Below are 16657 nucleotides of genomic sequence, written 5' to 3'. Positions count from 1 at the left end.
CTCGAGTTTGAGCATCAACTGGCGGGCGGCATCGCACACCGCGCCCGGGCCGCTGACGACGGACAGCGGCGGGTGAAGGACTGGCGTCCCGCCGGATCAGTGCAGGATCTGGCTGAGGAACAGCTTGGTGCGCTCGTGCTGCGGGTTGGAGAAGAACGCGTTCGGCTCGTTCGTCTCGACGATCTGGCCGGCATCCATGAAGATGACGCGGTTGGCCACCTGCCGGGCGAAGCCCATCTCGTGGGTGACGCACAGCATGGTCATGCCGTCCTCGGCCAGGGACACCATGGTGTCGAGCACTTCCTTGACCATTTCCGGGTCGAGGGCCGAGGTCGGCTCGTCGAACAGCATGATCTTCGGATTCATGCACAGCGCCCGGGCGATGGCGACGCGCTGCTGCTGGCCGCCGGAGAGCTGGCCGGGATATTTCTTGGCCTGGTTGGGGATGCGCACCCGGGTGAGGAAGTGCATGGCGCGCTCCTCCGCCTCCTTCTTCGGCATCTTGCGCACCCAGATCGGCGCCAGCATGCAGTTCTCCAGCACGGTGAGGTGCGGGAACAGGTTGAAATGCTGGAACACCATGCCGACCTCCCGGCGTACCTCGTCGATGCGCTTGAGGTCGTTGGTGAGCGGGATGCCGTCGACCGTGACCGAGCCCTTCTGGAATTCCTCCAGGCGGTTGATGCAGCGGATCATCGTCGACTTGCCGGAGCCGGACGGGCCGCAGATGACGATGCGCTCGCCGCGGCTCACGTTCAGGTTGATGTCCTTGAGGACATGGAAATCGCCGTACCACTTGTTCATGGCGGCAATCTCGATGGCCGCTTCACCGGTGCCGGCTGCGGCTCTGCTCTGGAGGGCGTTGCTGGTTGCCATTGTGCGTCTCAACGTTTGTGCCCGGTGTCGAGGCGCCGCTCGACCCATTGCGAATAGCGCGACATGCTGAAGCAGAACAGCCAGTAGACCATGGCGGCGAAGGCATAGCCACTGTAGAGCGTCACCGGCGTCGCCCAGGCGGCGTCCTGCGCCGAGGCCTCGATGGTCTTGAGGAAGTCGAAGATCGCGACGGCGGCGACCAGCGTGGTGTCCTTGAACAGGCTGATGATCGAGTTGACGATGCCGGGGATCACCATCTTCAGCGCCTGCGGCAGAATGATGAAGGCGAGCCGGTGGGGATAGCCGAGGCCGAGGGCCATCGCCCCCTCGTGCTGCCCCTTCGGGATCGCCTGCAGGCCGCCGCGCACCACCTCCGCCATGTAGGCGGCGGAAAACAGCGCCACGGCGACCAGCGCCCGCAGGAGCTTGTCGGGCTGCGAGCCCTCGGGCAGGAACAGCGGCAGCATGACGTTGGCCATGAACAGAACGGTGATCAGCGGCACGCCGCGCACGAACTCGATGAAGACCACCGACAGGATCTTGGCGACCGGCATGGTGGAGCGGCGGCCGAGCGCCAGCACGACGCCGGCCGGCAGCGAGAAGATGATGCCGACGGTCGCCACCACCAGCGTCACCAGCATGCCGCCCCACAGGTTGGTGTCGACGGGCGCAAGGCCCCAGCCGCCGCTCAGCAGCCAGAAGGCCAGGAGCGGAAACACGACGATGAGATAGACCAGGCCCCAGGCCTTGGCGCCGATGCGCGGCCAGAGCAGCCAGGCGACGCCGACGATCTCGAGGGCGAAATAGATGTTGACCCGCCAGCGTTCGGCAAAGGGGTACTGCCCGTAGATGAAGTAGGACAGGCGCGAGCCGACGAAGGCCCAGCAGGCGCCGACGGGATGGCCGACCTTGTCCTCGATGCAGGCATCCCGCCCGAGCCCGTCCCAGATCGCGTTGACGAACACGAACCTGACGATCGGCGGGATCACCGCGGCGATCAGCAGGATCGCGAGCAGGGTGAGCACCGCGTTCAGGGGCGAGGAGAACAGGTTGTGGCGCAGCCAGCCGACGGCGCCCCGGCTCGCGATCGGAGCCGGCTGCGCCTCCAGCGTCTCCTGGCTGAGGAAGGCGACGTCGAAATTGGTGGAGCTCATGACCGCCTCCTCACCGTTCGACCAGCGCGACGCGCTTGTTGAACCAGTTCATGAAGGCCGCCGTCACCAGGCTGATGATGAGGTAGATGCTCATCACGATGGCGATGCCCTCGATCGAGCGGTTGGTCTGGTTCATCACCGTCTCGTTGACCAGCACCAGATCGGGAAAGCCGATGAAATGGGCCAGCGACGAGTTCTTGGTGAGGTTGAGGTACTGGTTGGTCAGGGGCGGGATGATCACCCTGATCGCCTGCGGGATCACCACCAGGCGCAGCGTCTTTCCGGAGGGAAGGCCGAGGGCCCGCGCCGCCTCGGTCTGGCCGTAGGACACGGCGCGGATGCCCCCGCGCACGATCTCGGCGATGAACGAGGCGGTGTAGATGACGAGGCCGAGCACCAGGGCGAAGAACTCGGGGCCGACCGTGGCGCCGCCGGCGATGTTGAAGCCCTTCAGCGCGGGATAGTCGAGCGTCACGGGAGAGCCGCTCAGGACGAACACCAGCGCGGGCAGGCCGACGACCAGGGCCAGCGCGACGATCAGCACCGGCGGCCGGCGGCCGGTCGCCTCCTGCCGCCGATTGGCCCATCGGACGTAGAACGCCGTGGCGGCGACGCCGACGATCAGCGCGACCGCGCTGAGGACGGCGGCGTCGCCCCAATGCGGCGCGGGGAAATAGAAGCCGCGCTGGTTGATGAAGATGCTGTCGGCGATGTTGAACGACTGCTTCGGCACCGGCATCGGCAGGCGCAGCACCGTGTACCAGAACAGGAGCTGCAGCAGGAGCGGGATGTTGCGGATCGTCTCGACATAGACGGTGGCGATCCTGGCGATCAGCCAGTTGGAGGAAAGCCGGGCGATGCCGACGGTGAAGCCCAGGATCGTGGTCAGCACGATGCCGATGGCGGCGACGATCAGCGTGTTGAGCATGCCGACGGCCAGCGCGCGCCCGTAGCTCGACACGCCGACGACATAGTCGATCGGCCGCTGGCTGATCGGAAAGCCCGCCACCTGGGCGAGATAGTCGAAGCCGGACGTGAGGTGGCTCCGCGCCATGTTGGTGATGGTGTTGTGGATGAGCCAGGCCACGGCTCCCGCAACGACCACGATCAGCACGGCTTGAAAAAGGGTGCTCCGAATTCTCGGATCGTTCCACCAGACTGTGGCGCTTTGGCCAGATCGTGATTCGGCCGCTATCGTCATCAAAACCTCTTCGCTCGACGCCGGATGCAGATCGGGCGGCCCCTCGCGAGGCCGCCCGCATGTGCCGCGATCAGCGGATCGGCGGAGCGTATTGCAGACCTTTCTTGGTCCACAGGGCATTGAGGCCGCGGTCGATCTTCAGGGGCGAGCCGGCGCCGACATTGCGATCGAAGATCTCGCCGTAATTGCCCAGGCTCTTGATGATGTTGTAGGCCCAGTTGTTCTCCAGGCCGAGCGCCTTGCCGAAATCGCCCTCGGTGCCGAGCAGACGCTTGATGTCCGGCTTGTCGGACTTCAGCATCTCGTCGACATTGGCCTGGGTCACCCCGTCCTCCTCGGCGGTGAGCAGGGCGAAGTGCACCCAGCGCACGATGTCGCCCCACTGGTTGTCGCCGTGACGGACGGCCGGCCCGAGCGGCTCCTTGGAGATGATCTCCGGCAGGACGATGTTGTCGTCCGGGTTGGTCAGCTTCAGCCGCTCGGCATAGAGGCCCGAGGCGTCGGTGGTGAAGGCGTCGCAACGCCCGGAATCATAGGCCTGGCGCGTCTCGTCCGAGGTGGCGAAGGTGACCGCCTGGAAGGGCAGGTTGTTGGCGCGGAAGAAGTCGGCGAGGTTGAGCTCCGTGGTCGTGCCCTGCTGCACGCAGACCGTGGCGCCGGAAAGCTCGAGCGCCGAGGAGATCTTGGCCGACTTCTTCACCATGAAGCCCTGGCCGTCGTAGAAATTCGTCGCCGGGAAGTCCATGTTCTGGGTGTCGCGCCCGAGCGTCCAGGTGGTGTTGCGCACCAGGACGTCGATGTCGCCCGAGGAGAGCGAGGTGAAGCGGTCCTTGGCCGAGAGCGGCACGAACTTCACCTTGGTCGGGTCCCCGAAGATCGCCGCCGCGATGGCGCGGCAATAATCGACGTCGAAACCGGACCACTCGCCCTTGTCGTTCGGAGCGCCGAAGCCGGCCAGGCCCGGATTGGAGCCGCAGATCAGCTGGCCGCGGTTCTTGACGGTCTCGAGCGTGGTCGCGCTGGCCGCCGTCGCGCCCCAGGCGAGAGCAGCGCCGAAAGCTGCCGCGAGAATTCTGGTCTTCATGGCTGGAAGCCTCTCTGGTTTGTAGGGGACGGTCTATTTGCCGTCGTGGCGCTCTCCGCCGGGATCGCCGGCGAGAGCGGTTTTGGATGATCCTCGGAGGGGTGCCCGCTCGATGCGCTGCCTCCGGTCCCGCCCATTTTCACAGAATTGCCGCATTGCAGGAAAAGGGCAAGATGCCTTACGACGATCCCAAACGCCACGAATACCCCGAAGCGCCTGTCTTGCCAGCGACATTCCCATGAAAAAAATCACGAAGACCGACCTTGCCGCCTTCGGCGAGAACACCAGGCTCGTCGTCGGCGGGCGCGATCCGGCGGCGCAGCACGGCTTCGTCAATCCGCCAGTCTACCACGGCTCGACCGTGCTCGCGCCGACGGTGAAGGACCTCATCGGCCGCACCCAGAAATACGTCTATGGCCGGCGCGGCACCCCCACCTCCGAAGCGCTGGAGGAAGCGCTGGCTGCGGTCGAGGGCGCCGCCGGCGTCGTGCTCTGCCCCTCCGGCCTCTCGGCGGTGACCACCGCCCTGCTCTCCTGCCTCTCGGCCGGCGACCATCTCCTGATGACGGACAGCGCCTACGGCCCGACCCGGCACGCCTGCGACGCGGTGCTCGGGCGCTTCGGCATCGAGACCACCTATTACGATCCTCGCATCGGCGGCGACATCGCCGGCCTGATGCGCCCCAACACGCGGGCCGTCTATCTGGAATCGCCGGGATCGCTCACCTTCGAGGTGCAGGACGTGCCGGCCATCGCCGCCGCGGCGCATGCGCGCGGCGCCACCGTGCTCCTCGACAACACCTGGGCGACGCCGCTGTTCTTCAAGGCGCATGCGCACGGCGTCGACCTCGCGATCCAGGCCGGCACCAAATATATCGTCGGCCATTCCGACGCGATGTTCGGCACGATCTCGGCCGCGGCCTCGGCCTGGCCCCGGCTCAAGGCCTTCCATGGCGACACGGGCCTGTGCGCCGGCCCGGACGACATCTATCTCGCCATGCGAGGCCTGCGCTCGATGGGGGTGCGCCTGCGCCAACACCAGGAGAGCGGGCTCGCCGTGGCGCGCTGGCTCGCGGCGCGGTCGGAGGTGCAGCGCGTGCTGCACCCCGCCCTGCCCGGCGATCCCGGCCATGCGCTCTGGCAGCGCGACTTCACCGGCGCCTCCGGCCTGTTCGCCCTCGTGCTGACGCCGGCGCCGGAGGCGGCGGTCGAGGCCTTCCTCGACGGGCTGAAGCTGTTCGGCCTCGGCTATTCCTGGGGCGGCTTCGAGAGCCTCGCCATCCCCTTCGACGCGAGCCCCTACCGCACGGCCTCGGCCTGGAACCCCGGCGGGCCCTGCGTGCGCCTGCATATCGGCCTGGAGGACGTGGCGGACCTCATCCGCGACCTGGAGGAAGGCCTGGAGCGCTTCCGCCGGGCATCGTGAGGCGGCGGGCGGCTCACGCCCCGCCGGACGCCCGGTTGGCCCGGCGCTCCTTCAGCACGAAGGACACGTTGCGGAAATAGACGAACAGGCTGAACAGCTGGCCGAGGATATAGACCGGGTCTTGCTGCTTGATGGCGTAGAGCAGCAGCAGGGCGCCGCCGCCGATCGAGAAGGACCAGAAGCTGAAGGGCACGACGCTGCGTCCCGCCCGCTCGCTGGCCAGCCACTGCACGACGAAGCGCATGGTGAACAGGACCTGCGCCACCAGGCCGAGCACCACCCAGCCGTTGAACTTGTCGATGAAGACCAAGTGCAGATAGCCGCCGACGGCGTTGGAAATGTCAACCAGCATGACCGCCGATCTCCCTGACGACCGGTACGCGGCGCCGGCGGCGGATCAGCCACCACACGCCGGCAAGATCCATGATGCCGACCCAGAGCCGGTCGAAGAAGCCGTAATTGGAGGTGCCGGTCAGGCGCGGCCGGTCGACCACGTCGACATAGGCGATGGCAAAGCCCTCGCGCTTGACCAGCGCCGGCATGAAGCGGTGCAGCGCATCGAAATAGGGCAGCGCCAGGTAGACCTCGCGCCGGATCGCCTTGAGGCCGCAGCCGGTGTCGCGCGTGCCGTCGCGCAGCACCCGCGACCGCACGGCATTGGCGGTCCTGGATTGCCAGCGCTTGAAGCCGGTGTCCTTGCGCCCGAGCCGCTGGCCGGCGACGAGGCCGGTGCCGGGGCCGCCGCGCGTCAGCGCCTCGACCAGCGCCGGGATATAGACCGGGTTGTTCTGGCCGTCGCCGTCCATGGTGACGATGATCGTCCCGCGCGCGGCCCGCGCCCCGGTGCGCACCGCGCAGGACTGGCCGCAGGAGACGTCGTGGTGCATCGACCGCAGGAACGGCTTCTCGGCCGCCAGCCGGCCGAGCTCGGCCGCCGTGCCGTCGGTCGAGCCATCGTCGACATAGACCACCTCGAAGGCCAGGCGCCCCGCCAGCGCGGCCTCGATCTCGGCCACCAGCGGCGCGACGTTGCCGGCCTCGTTGCGCACGGGCACGACCACGCTGACCTCGACCGGCGATGGATCGGACTGCATCGTTCAGGAAACCTTGTCACCCGCCAGGACGGCGCGCAGCGTCTTTGACGCATGCGCCCCCCGCAAGGCAAGAGCGCCCGGCGCGGTTTGCCGGAAAACCAGCCGGCGCCGCGCCAGAAAATGCGCAAACCACCAGGTTCCAAGCGTGCCGAACAGGGCGCCGGCCATGACGTCCGAGGGGAAATGGGCGCCGAGCACCACGCGGCTGAGGCAGACCAGCAGCGCGCCGGCGACGAGCCAGGGCAGGCCGAGGCGGACGAAGCGCGGGCCGCCGAGCAGCGCCAGCGCCGTCACCACGGCGAAGGCGGTGGTGGCATGGCCGGAGGGAAAGCTCGCTGCCGCCGACTTCCAGCCCAGCGGCTCGAAATGCCAGACCATGCCGGGCTCGACATGCAGCGGGCGCACTCGCCCGATCAGCCGCTTGCCGACATTGACCGCGATGCCCGTGCCCGCCACCGCCAGGAAGAAGAAGGCGAACCGCAGCCAGATCTCGCCGAGGGCGGCCTCCACCCGCCGCGAGGCCGGCGGCACGAAGCCGAGGGCGATCAGCGCCAGGCCGGAGGGCACGAGGTACCAGGCGGAATCGCCGAAACTGGTGATGGTACGGAAGACGCGCATGGTCGAGCGCGACCAGGTGCCGACGGCATCGAGCCCGATCGGATCGAGCAGCAGCATGGCGGCGGCAGTGGCGAGGACGGCGACGCCGACTGCGGCGACGAGGCGCCGTCCGCCGGAGGCGCGCAGGACGGCGCGCGGCGGGCCGGCCAGTTTCCGCCAGACGGCGCGCAGGGCGGCGAGACGCCGTGCGCGCCCCGGTTCGGCCTCACTCATTCACGGGCACGCCGTCTGCGGCAGGAAATCGAGCGCGGCCATCGTGCCCTTCAGCGTGAAGTCGCCGTAGTCGAGCCGGATGCTCCCCGAGATGCCGTTGGCGTAGATGTCGAAGGCGATGGAATAGACCGGCGTCTGCTCGCCGGCCGTCGCCTTGGTCGGATCGAAATAGGAGATGGTCACGGGCCAGCGGTCGACGCCGTCGAGCTCCTTGCGCCCGGCCGCCGCGCCCTCGCGCGGCCGGTCGGCCGGGATCTTCTTGCCGATCACCGCGAGGGTCGAATAGACCTTCTCGCCGCCGTCGGAACCGTCATAGATCTTGGACTCGTAGACGTTCTGTCCCGCCTCGGCCGCCTCGATCACCGCCTTCATCTGGCCGGTGGGGAACACCACGTCGTGCGGCAGCTCGAACTGGGCCTTGCGCGGCTTCTTCAGCGCCACGTCGACCGCGCCGCTGTCCTCGCGATCGGCGCTGCCGTCGATCGAGGTGTCGAGGTGCTGGTTGAGGAAGTTCTGCGAATTGAACTGGAAGCTCTTGCCCTTGTCGTCCTCGAAGGTCGTCGAACGCAGGTCCGAGATGTTGGAGCCGCCGCCGCTGACGCCGATCTCGGTGACCTGCCGGAACTTCAGGGCATAGCCCTCGCAGGCATTGCCGGAGAAGTCGTAGACGATGCGGCCGCGGATCGATTCGACGCTGGACGAGCCCCGCGTCTCGCCGAGGCTGAGGTCGTAGACCGCACGATGCGCCGCGAAGGCAACCGGCTTCACCACGGCCGGAGGCGTCACCGCGGCGGCGGGCACTGCGTCGGTGGCGCGGCCGGGGGCGGCGAACAGCAGGCCCGCGGCCAATCCCGCCGCCACGATCCCGGCCGTCTGTGTCATCCGCATCGCTATCGTCCGTGCTATCTGGAATATCGGGGCACCATAGGCAGGCGTGCCATGCTCCGCAACTTGGTGCCGGCCCGCCCACCTGCCAGCAGAAGATGACGGAATTGGGCCCTCGAAAAAGCCGGATCGCACGGCTTGTTTACCATCCGTTCGCGAAAATCGCCTCCCCATGGCATAGTGCCGCCACATAGAATCGCCAGATCCGTTCCCGATGACCGACACGACCGATCTCTTCGCCGCCGGCGGCGCGCCCAAGGCCAAGCCCGCCGAGACCCGCAAGCCCGATCCGATCCGGGCCGCCGCCCCGCGCCCGGCGACGCCCGACGAGGCCAATTACGGCGCTTCCTCCATCGAGGTGCTGGAGGGGCTGGAGCCCGTGCGCGTGCGGCCGGGCATGTATGTCGGCTCCACCGGCCCGGAAGGCGACGGCCTGCACCACCTCTTCGCCGAGGTGATCGACAATTCCATGGACGAGGCCGTGGCCGGCCATGCCACCTTCATCGAGGTGGAGCTCGGCGCCGACGGCTTCATCGCCGTCACCGACAACGGCCGCGGCATGCCGGTCGAGCCGCACCCCAAGTTCCCCGACAAGTCGGCGGTCGAGGTCATCATGACCAAGCTGCACGCCGGGGGTAAGTTCGACAGCAAGGTCTACGAGACCTCGGGCGGCCTGCACGGCGTCGGCGTCTCGGTGGTCAACGCCCTCTCCGAGCATCTGGAAGTCGAGGTGGCGCGCGGACGAGAGCTCTACCGCCAGCGCTTCTCGCGCGGCCTGCCGCAGGGCAAGCTCGACCATGTCGGCCCGGCCCCCAACCGGCGCGGCACCAAGGTGCGCTTCAAGCCGGATGCGCTGATCTTCAAGCACGGCACCGCCTTCGACCCCAAGCGCGTGTTCAAGATGACGCGCTCGAAGGCCTACCTGTTCCGCGGCATCGAGATCCGCTGGAAATGCGATCCCGCGCTCCTTGCCGGGGTCAGCGACGTGCCGGCGGAGGAAGTGTTCAAGTTCCCGCGCGGCCTGGAGGATTATCTGCGCGCCGCCACCGAGGGCCTGCCTCTGGTCACCGAGCAGATGTTCTGCAAGGCGGCGGACCGGCCCGGCGGCCACGGCTCGGCCGAATGGGCCATCGCCTTCCTGGCCGAGGACGAGGGCTTCGTCTCCTCCTACTGCAACACCATCCCGACCAAGGACGGCGGCACCCACGAGCAGGGCCTGCGCATCGCCATGCTGCGCGCCCTCAAGGACCATGCCGAGCGTGTCGGCAACAAGCGCGCGGCCCAGATCACCACCGAGGACATCATGGCGACCTCGGCCGTGATGCTGTCGGTGTTCGTGCGCGAGCCCGAATTCGCCGGCCAGACCAAGGACAAGCTCGTCACCATCGAGGCGAGCCGCATGGTCGAGCAGGCGATCAAGGATCCCCTCGACCACTGGCTCGCCGACAGCCCGTCCCAGGCGGCCAAGCTGCTCGACTTCGTGGTCGAGCGGGCCGAGGAGCGCCTGCGCCGCCGGGCCGAGAAGGATATTGCCCGCAAGACCGCGACCCGCAAGCTGCGCCTGCCCGGCAAGCTCGCAGATTGCACGAACAACGCCGCGCAAGGCTCTGAATTGTTTATCGTCGAAGGCGATTCGGCCGGTGGCTCCGCCAAGCAGGCCCGTGACCGCGCCAACCAAGCGATCCTGCCGTTGCGCGGCAAGATCCTCAACGTCGCGGCTGCCGGGCGCGACAAGCTGGCGCAGAACCAGCAGCTTCAGGACCTCGGCCAGGCGCTCGGCTGCGGCATGGGCTCGCACTATCGCGACGACGACCTGCGCTACGAGAAGATCGTGATCATGACGGACGCCGACGTCGACGGCGCCCATATCGCCTCGCTCCTGATCACTTTCTTCTGGCGGCAGATGCCGCGCCTGATCGAGCGCGGCCACCTCTACCTCGCGGCGCCCCCGCTCTATCGCCTGACCCAGGGCACCAGGTCGGTCTATGCCCGCGACGAAGCCCATCGGGACGAATTGCTCGCCAGCGTGTTCAAGGGCAGCCAGAAGGTCGAGGTCAACCGCTTCAAGGGTCTGGGCGAGATGATGCCGGCCCAGCTCAAGGAGACCACCATGGACCCGAAGAAGCGCACGCTGCTGCAGGTGACCGTGGTGGACGACGAGCGTGCCGACACATCGGGCTCGGTCGAGCGGCTGATGGGCAACAAGCCCGAGGCCCGCTTCGCCTTCATCCAGGAACGCGCCGCCTTCGCCGGCGAGCTGGTGGATATCTGAGCTTCAGAACGACAAACGGTCATAGCGCCCGTTCCCAATCAACTCCGCCACGGAAGATGCGGAGGATGGTCACACGCTCATCATCGACCGTGAAGGCCACGACGACGCGTTTTTCGAAACCGACGACGCGCAGACCCAGGCGGATATCGTCGCGGCGATGTCCTCGCTCCGAAGCCGTCTCCAGCCGCGCGCAGAAAGCTCCGATCCGCTCGACGAAGCGCAGCGCGTTTACCGGGCTTCCAGCATTGGCGATCCAGTCGTGGATGAAGATCGACGCGTGCGGCTGGCGAGACGTGGACTTTGCGGGCCTTCACACGCCCCCCTTGATGCGGGTGGCCTGGCGAGTGCGGAGTTCCTCCATGACCTGCTCGAGAGGAATGGCCCGCTCAGGGTGCGCCTTCATCTCGTCATAGGCAGGCACGACCTCTTCGCGGAGCCACCGCTCGACCGCCGCATCGCGCTCTTGAAGAGCGCGCAGCCCCGCGCGGATGACTTCGCTGCTCGTGGCATAGGTTCCCTTCGCGACCAGTTGGTCGATGAACGCGGCCTGCTCGGTCGGGAGGCTGAAGGTACGTTTCTCGGTGGCGGACATAGCTCCTCCCCTTGCGGTCCATAGTGTGATTTTATCACACTATGGACCGTGGTCCATTTAGAAAACACTCCCATCAATTTGCCGCCACCCGCGGCGCGTAGCCCGCAGGATCGACGCCCGTCGGCCGCCCCTCCAACCCGAGCCGCGCCAGCCGCGGCGGCGTCTCGGCAATCACCCGGCCCCGTCGCACCACGGCGAGGCGGGTGGCGCGCAGGCGGATCGCCTCGATCGGATCGGCGGCCTGCAGCAGCACGAAGTCGGCGTTGCAGCCGGGCTCGAGGCCGTAGCCTTCCAGGCCCATGATGGCGGCCGGGATCGCCGTCACCGCGCCGAAGCTCCAGCGGATCGCCTCGCGGCTGGTCATCGGCACGGCGTGCACCGCCATATGAGCGACGTCGAGCATGTCGGCGCCGCCGAGGCCGTACCAGGGGTCCATGGCGCAGTCCTGGCCGAGCGCCACCGGGATGCCCAGCGCCCGCATCTCGGGGATGCGGGTGAGGCCGCGGCGGCGCGGATAGGTGTCGTGCCGGCCCTGCAGCGTGATGTTGATCAACGGATTGGCGATTGCCGCCACGCCCGCCTCCAGCAGCAGCGGCAGCAGCTTGGAGACGTAGTAATTGTCCATGGAATGCATGGAGGTGAGGTGCGAGCCCACCGTCCGGCCGCCGAGGCCGAGGCGCTGGGCCTCCGCCGCCAGGGTCTCGACATGGCGCGACAGCGGGTCGTCGCTCTCGTCGCAATGCAGGTCGACCATCAGGCCGCGCCGCTCGGCGATCTCGCACAGCGCCCGCACCGAGGCGGCGCCGTCGGCCATGGTCCGTTCGAAATGCGGGATGCCGCCGACCACGTCGACGCCCATGTCGAGGGCCCGGTCGAGATTGCGGGCCGCGCTTGGCGAGCGATAATAGCCGTCCTGCGGGAAGGCGACGAGCTGCAGGTCGAGATAGGGCTTCACCGCAGCCTTGACGTGCAGCAGCGCCTCGACGGCGAGCAGCCGGTCGTCGCAGATGTCGACATGGCTGCGGACCGCCAGCAGGCCCTGGCTGACGGCCAGGTCGCAATAGCGCAGCGCCCGCTCCACCACCGCCTCCTGGGTCAGGAGCGGCTTCAGCTCGCCCCAGAGCGCGATGCCCTCCAGGAGCGTGCCGGACTGGTTGAGCCTCGGGATCCCGAGCGACAGCGTCGCGTCCATATGGAAGTGGCTGTCGACGAAGGGGGGCGATACCAGTCGTCCGGCCGCGTCGATCACCCGCCCGGCCTCGGCGGCGATGCCGGGCTCGACCGCTGCGATCCGCTCGCCGGCGACGGCGATGTCCTGGCCGGTCCGACCGTCCGGCAGGGTGGCGTTCTTGACGACCAGATCGAACGGCATGGGGCTCCTCGGGGATGCACGGGCACGCCCCATGCAGAGCCCAGAGGCGGGCCACCCGTCAAGGGCCGGCGTCCCCCGCCCCGCCGCTCCCCAAAAGCAACGGGCGGGCCAGGCCCGCCCGCGCATCGCTCCTCGCCGCGAAGCGGCTATTCCGTCTTGAGCGGCACCTTGGGCACCGAGCCTCGCGGACCCCGCGGCGGCGATTTGGGGCCGCTCAGCAGCGCCTGCCCCTTGACCTTCACCCGCCGGTACGACTTGCGACGCGGCTTGGCGGTCGCCTCGACCACCACGCGCTCGGGCTTGGGGGCGATCGGGCCGTCGGGATACTCGAAGCCGAGCGCCCGCTTGCCGTTCTCGTCCGTGGTGACCACCACGCGCACCGCGCCGCCCGACTTGAGCCTGCCGAACAGCACCTCGTCGGCCAGCGGCGTCTTGATCGTCTGCTGGATCAGCCGCGCCATCGGGCGGGCGCCCATCAATTCGTCATAGCCGTTGGCCACCAGCCAGGTGCGGGCGTCCTCGGCCAGCTCGATGGTGACGTTGCGGTCGGCGAGCTGGGCCTCGAGCTGCAGCACGAACTTGTCGACCACCTGCGACACGATCTCCTGGGAGAGATGCGCGAAGGGGATCGTCGCGTCGAGGCGGTTGCGGAACTCCGGCGTGAACAGCCGGTTGATCGCCTCGGTGTCGTCGCCCTCCCGCTTCGACTTGGTGAAGCCGAAGGCGGACTTGGCGAGGTCGGCCGCGCCGGCATTGGTGGTCATGATCAGGATGACGTTCCTGAAATCGACCGTCTTGCCGTTGTGATCGGTCAGCTTGCCGTGGTCCATCACCTGCAGGAGGATGTTGAACAGGTCCGGATGCGCCTTCTCGATCTCGTCGAGCAGCAGCACGCAATGGGGATGCTGGTCGATGCCATCGGTCAGGAGCCCGCCCTGGTCGAAGCCGACATAGCCGGGCGGCGCGCCGATCAGCCGCGAGACCGTGTGGCGCTCCATGTATTCGGACATGTCGAAGCGGATCAGCTCGATGCCGAGGATGGAGGCGAGCTGGCGTGCCACCTCGGTCTTGCCGACGCCGGTCGGGCCGGAGAAGAGGTAGTTGCCGATCGGCTTCTCCGGATCGCGCAGGCCGGCCCGCGCCAGCTTGATCGCCGAGGACAATTGGCCGATCGCCTTGTCCTGGCCGTAGACCACGCGCTTGAGGTTGAGCTCCAGGTTGCGCAGCGTCTCCGTGTCGTCCTTGGAGACGCTCTTGGGCGGGATGCGCGCCATGGTCGCGATCGTCGCCTCGATCTCCTTGACGCCGATCGACTTCTTGCGACGGTTCTCCGGCACCAGCATCTGCGAGGCGCCGGTCTCGTCGATCACGTCGATCGCCTTGTCCGGCAGCTTGCGGTCGTTGATGTACTTGGCCGACAGCTCCACCGCCGCCTTGATGGCGTCGTTGGTGTAGCGCAGCTTGTGGAACTCCTCGTAATAGGGCTTGAGGCCCTTCAGGATCTCGATCGTGTCGGCAATGGTCGGCTCGGCCACGTCGATCTTCTGGAAGCGGCGGACCAGGGCACGGTCCTTCTCGAAATACTGGCGGTATTCCTTGTAGGTGGTCGAGCCGATGCAGCGCAGCGCTCCGGCCGCAAGGGCCGGCTTCAGGAGGTTGGAGGCGTCCATCGCCCCGCCCGAGGTGGCGCCCGCGCCGATCACCGTGTGGATCTCGTCGATGAACAGGATCGCGCCGGGATAGGCCTCGATCTCCTTGACCACCTGCTTCAGGCGCTCCTCGAAGTCGCCGCGATAGCGGGTGCCGGCGAGCAGCGTGCCCATGTCGAGCGCGAACACGGTCGCGCCCTGCAGCACCTCCGGCACGTCGCGCTCGATGATGCGGCGCGCCAGGCCTTCGGCAATGGCGGTCTTGCCGACGCCGGGGTCGCCGACGAACAGCGGGTTGTTCTTCTGGCGGCGGCACAGCACCTGGATGGTGCGGGTGATCTCCAGGTCGCGGCCGATCAGCGGGTCGATCTTGCCCTCGCGCGCCTTCTTGTTGAGGTTGACGCAATAGGCATCGAGCGCATCCTGCTTCTTCTTCGATCCCTCCTCGCCGCCCTGCCCGGTCTTGGGCGTCTCGCCCTCGCTCTCGTCGCTGCCGCGCGGGGGCTTGGATTCCGACAGGCCCGCCCGCTTGGCGATGCCGTGCGAGATGTAGTTGACCGCGTCATAGCGGGTCATGTCCTGCTCCTGCAGGAAATAGGCGGCATGGCTCTCGCGCTCGGCGAAGATGGCGACCAGCACGTTGGCCCCGGTCACCTCCTCGCGGCCGGAGGACTGGACGTGGATCACCGCGCGCTGGATGACGCGCTGGAAGCCGGCGGTCGGCTTGGCGTCCTCGCGCCCGTCGGAGACCAGGTTCTCCAGCTCGGTGTCGATATATTCGACCAGGTTGCGGCGCAGCACGTCGAGATCGACGTTGCAGGCGCGCATCACGGCCGCGGCGTCCTGGTCCTCGATCAGCGAGAGCAGGAGATGCTCGAGCGTGGCATATTCGTGGCGCCGCTGGTTGGCGGCGGCCAGGGCGCGGTGGAGGGACTGTTCGAGGCTGCGGGAGAATGATGGCACGATCAGTTCCTCACTTCTTTTCCATCACGCATTGCAGGGGATGCTGGTGCTTGCGTGCGAAATCCATGACCTGGGTCACCTTGGTCTCGGCGACCTCGTAGGTGTAGACGCCGCACTCCCCCACGCCATTGTGGTGGACGTGCAGCATGATGTGGGTGGCCTCCTCCCGGTCCTTGTTGAAGAAGCGCTCCAGCACCTCCACGACGAAGTCCATCGGCGTGTAGTCGTCGTTGAGCAGCAGGACGCGATAGACCGGCGGACGCTTGGTCTGCGGCTTGGTCTTGGTGATCACCGCCGCGCCGGTGCCGTCGCCCGGCGCGCGCGGCTCGCGGGCCATGGCGCGCAAGACGGCTGCGGGCGGGGTCTGCGGCGAGGATATGAAGTGTCCCATCATGAAAACCGGAAGCAGGCAGCCCGGGAAAGGCGGCCGATGTGGCAGACGAATTGTACCCCACCGGTAATCTATAAACGCCTTCCGAGTTTCGCCAGTGCGTTTGCGGTGCGAGTTTTCGCTGCGGGCCGTTGCCCGCCCGCCTCTCGTCGCCGAGAAAGCAAAGGCCCGGCGTTGCGGCCGGGCCTTCGAGACGGTCACGCGTGCGGGTCGCGCTCACGATGGCATCGCCATCCGGCTATTTGGCGGTCTTGGCCAGGATGCCCTCGAAGGGCTTGTAGCTCTCCCTGGCGATGTTGGTGACCAGCTCGCCGATCTTGGTGCTCTGGGCCACGAAGCCTTCGTAGGCCGTGCGCGCGAAATCGGTCTGGATCTCGAGCGCCTTGTCGAGCGACTTGGCGCCGAGCAGCTTCTCGAAGGTGGCCGAGGACGTCTCGAAGGACTTCTTGGTGTAGTCCGCGGTGTCAGCCGCGATCGCCTGCAGGCCCTTGGAGACCGCGGCGAAGCTCTTGCTGGCGAGATCGAGATTTTCCTTGCTCAGCTTCTGCACTTCGTCGATCGACTGGAACATGTGAGCCTCTCCTGATGTCTGGAGCCGTCAAGCGGCCCCCGCGTCCGATCGCATCCAGCACCCGGCAGGACCCGCGTGCACTGCAACATGAAAGTTAGGTGCAGCGCGATACAGTGTCAAGAAACCGCCACCCTTCTGCCGGAGTGCTAACGGCATTTAACAGATCCGTAACTGCGCCTGCCTATCGTCGTTGACTGTGTTGTCCGGGTGACCGGCACACGGGGAGACCGGGCGGCTCTTGATCGATCTGGAGAGCCTCCCGGAGACGGTGGGGCGAATTTCGCTGCCGTCGCAAG

General features: G+C 67.4%; 16 protein-coding genes. 2 read left to right on the top strand and 14 right to left on the bottom strand.

Going from position 1 to position 16657, the window contains the following annotated elements:
• Positions 1 to 96: 96 nt before the first annotated feature.
• The 4 genes from QO011_RS06660 to QO011_RS06645 form a co-directional block, all read right to left on the bottom strand.
• On the bottom strand, positions 97 to 804 hold the full coding sequence (locus QO011_RS06660; RefSeq protein ID WP_370881933.1) for an amino acid ABC transporter ATP-binding protein: 708 nt from the start codon (positions 802 to 804) through the stop codon (positions 97 to 99).
• An 80-nt stretch (positions 805 to 884) separates the two neighbouring features.
• The gene (locus QO011_RS06655) at positions 885 to 2030 is read right to left on the bottom strand and encodes an amino acid ABC transporter permease (protein WP_307269423.1); all 1146 of its coding nucleotides are present in this window, start codon (positions 2028 to 2030) and stop codon (positions 885 to 887) included.
• Between the two features lie 10 nt (positions 2031 to 2040).
• Complete coding sequence (locus tag QO011_RS06650; RefSeq protein WP_370881915.1) at positions 2041 to 3231, bottom strand: amino acid ABC transporter permease; 1191 nt, start codon at positions 3229 to 3231, stop codon at positions 2041 to 2043.
• 70 nt (positions 3232 to 3301) lie between these two features.
• Positions 3302 to 4315 (bottom strand): amino acid ABC transporter substrate-binding protein, encoded by a 1014-nt coding sequence (locus QO011_RS06645; RefSeq protein WP_307269417.1) that lies wholly within the window; start codon positions 4313 to 4315, stop codon positions 3302 to 3304.
• A 238-nt stretch (positions 4316 to 4553) separates the two neighbouring features.
• Here QO011_RS06645 and metC point away from each other — a divergent pair, with 238 nt between their 5' ends.
• On the top strand, positions 4554 to 5741 hold the full coding sequence (gene metC, locus QO011_RS06640) for a cystathionine beta-lyase (protein WP_307269414.1): 1188 nt from the start codon (positions 4554 to 4556) through the stop codon (positions 5739 to 5741).
• A 13-nt stretch (positions 5742 to 5754) separates the two neighbouring features.
• Here the strand turns inward: metC and QO011_RS06635 are convergent, their stop codons facing one another.
• The 4 genes from QO011_RS06635 to QO011_RS06620 are packed head-to-tail and all read right to left on the bottom strand — an operon-like array spanning position 5755 to position 8554.
• Positions 5755 to 6090, bottom strand: a complete 336-nt coding sequence (locus QO011_RS06635) for a lipid-A-disaccharide synthase N-terminal domain-containing protein (protein ID WP_370881932.1) — start codon at positions 6088 to 6090, stop codon at positions 5755 to 5757.
• The gene (locus QO011_RS06630) at positions 6083 to 6835 is read right to left on the bottom strand and encodes a glycosyltransferase family 2 protein (RefSeq protein ID WP_307269409.1); all 753 of its coding nucleotides are present in this window, start codon (positions 6833 to 6835) and stop codon (positions 6083 to 6085) included. Before QO011_RS06630 ends, QO011_RS06635 begins: the two co-directional genes overlap by 8 nt.
• A gap of 3 nt (positions 6836 to 6838) precedes the next feature.
• On the bottom strand, positions 6839 to 7666 hold the full coding sequence (locus tag QO011_RS06625; RefSeq protein ID WP_307269407.1) for a phosphatase PAP2 family protein: 828 nt from the start codon (positions 7664 to 7666) through the stop codon (positions 6839 to 6841).
• A complete protein-coding gene (locus QO011_RS06620; RefSeq protein ID WP_307269404.1) occupies positions 7667 to 8554 on the bottom strand; it encodes a cell envelope integrity EipB family protein in 888 nt (295 codons plus the stop codon).
• A 211-nt stretch (positions 8555 to 8765) separates the two neighbouring features.
• Here QO011_RS06620 and parE point away from each other — a divergent pair, with 211 nt between their 5' ends.
• On the top strand, positions 8766 to 10823 hold the full coding sequence (parE, locus tag QO011_RS06615) for a DNA topoisomerase IV subunit B (RefSeq protein ID WP_307269401.1): 2058 nt from the start codon (positions 8766 to 8768) through the stop codon (positions 10821 to 10823).
• Between the two features lie 19 nt (positions 10824 to 10842).
• Here parE and QO011_RS06610 read toward each other — a convergent pair whose 3' ends face one another.
• From QO011_RS06610 to QO011_RS06585, 6 genes are all read right to left on the bottom strand, one after another.
• On the bottom strand, positions 10843 to 11028 hold the full coding sequence (locus QO011_RS06610) for a type II toxin-antitoxin system RelE/ParE family toxin (protein WP_307270903.1): 186 nt from the start codon (positions 11026 to 11028) through the stop codon (positions 10843 to 10845).
• Between the two features lie 105 nt (positions 11029 to 11133).
• Positions 11134 to 11415: a type II toxin-antitoxin system ParD family antitoxin gene (locus QO011_RS06605; protein WP_307269399.1), complete on the bottom strand. Its 282-nt coding sequence runs from the start codon at positions 11413 to 11415 to the stop codon at positions 11134 to 11136.
• A 73-nt stretch (positions 11416 to 11488) separates the two neighbouring features.
• Positions 11489 to 12787 carry an amidohydrolase family protein gene (locus QO011_RS06600; protein WP_307269397.1) on the bottom strand — a complete coding sequence of 433 codons (1299 nt, stop codon included), beginning with the start codon at positions 12785 to 12787 and terminating at the stop codon, positions 11489 to 11491.
• Between the two features lie 146 nt (positions 12788 to 12933).
• Positions 12934 to 15399 carry an ATP-dependent Clp protease ATP-binding subunit ClpA gene (gene clpA, locus QO011_RS06595; protein WP_307269395.1) on the bottom strand — a complete coding sequence of 822 codons (2466 nt, stop codon included), beginning with the start codon at positions 15397 to 15399 and terminating at the stop codon, positions 12934 to 12936.
• Between the two features lie 10 nt (positions 15400 to 15409).
• Positions 15410 to 15793, bottom strand: a complete 384-nt coding sequence (clpS, locus tag QO011_RS06590; RefSeq protein ID WP_370881914.1) for an ATP-dependent Clp protease adapter ClpS — start codon at positions 15791 to 15793, stop codon at positions 15410 to 15412.
• Between the two features lie 235 nt (positions 15794 to 16028).
• On the bottom strand, positions 16029 to 16361 hold the full coding sequence (locus tag QO011_RS06585) for a phasin family protein (protein ID WP_307269393.1): 333 nt from the start codon (positions 16359 to 16361) through the stop codon (positions 16029 to 16031).
• Positions 16362 to 16657 lie beyond the last annotated feature (296 nt).

It is taken from the genome of Labrys wisconsinensis (assembly GCF_030814995.1).
Classification (GTDB): domain Bacteria; phylum Pseudomonadota; class Alphaproteobacteria; order Rhizobiales; family Labraceae; genus Labrys; species Labrys wisconsinensis.
The sequence above is the reverse complement of the archived record's forward strand: the minus strand, read 5'-3'. Positions and strand labels throughout refer to the sequence as shown.

Bases quoted from the DNA above. Each gene is read 5' to 3' on its own strand.
- QO011_RS06660 (WP_370881933.1), bottom strand. From the start codon at position 804: ATGAACAAGTGGTACGGCGATTTCCATGTCCTCAAGGACATCAACCTG.
- QO011_RS06655 (WP_307269423.1), bottom strand. From the start codon at position 2,030: ATGAGCTCCACCAATTTCGACGTCGCCTTCCTCAGCCAGGAGACGCTG.
- QO011_RS06650 (WP_370881915.1), bottom strand. From the start codon at position 3,231: ATGACGATAGCGGCCGAATCACGATCTGGCCAAAGCGCCACAGTCTGG.
- QO011_RS06645 (WP_307269417.1), bottom strand. From the start codon at position 4,315: ATGAAGACCAGAATTCTCGCGGCAGCTTTCGGCGCTGCTCTCGCCTGG.
- metC (WP_307269414.1), top strand. From the start codon at position 4,554: ATGAAAAAAATCACGAAGACCGACCTTGCCGCCTTCGGCGAGAACACC.
- QO011_RS06630 (WP_307269409.1), bottom strand. From the start codon at position 6,835: ATGCAGTCCGATCCATCGCCGGTCGAGGTCAGCGTGGTCGTGCCCGTG.
- QO011_RS06625 (WP_307269407.1), bottom strand. From the start codon at position 7,666: ATGAGTGAGGCCGAACCGGGGCGCGCACGGCGTCTCGCCGCCCTGCGC.
- QO011_RS06620 (WP_307269404.1), bottom strand. From the start codon at position 8,554: ATGCGGATGACACAGACGGCCGGGATCGTGGCGGCGGGATTGGCCGCG.
- parE (WP_307269401.1), top strand. From the start codon at position 8,766: ATGACCGACACGACCGATCTCTTCGCCGCCGGCGGCGCGCCCAAGGCC.
- QO011_RS06605 (WP_307269399.1), bottom strand. From the start codon at position 11,415: ATGTCCGCCACCGAGAAACGTACCTTCAGCCTCCCGACCGAGCAGGCC.
- QO011_RS06600 (WP_307269397.1), bottom strand. From the start codon at position 12,787: ATGCCGTTCGATCTGGTCGTCAAGAACGCCACCCTGCCGGACGGTCGG.
- clpS (WP_370881914.1), bottom strand. From the start codon at position 15,793: ATGATGGGACACTTCATATCCTCGCCGCAGACCCCGCCCGCAGCCGTC.
- QO011_RS06585 (WP_307269393.1), bottom strand. From the start codon at position 16,361: ATGTTCCAGTCGATCGACGAAGTGCAGAAGCTGAGCAAGGAAAATCTC.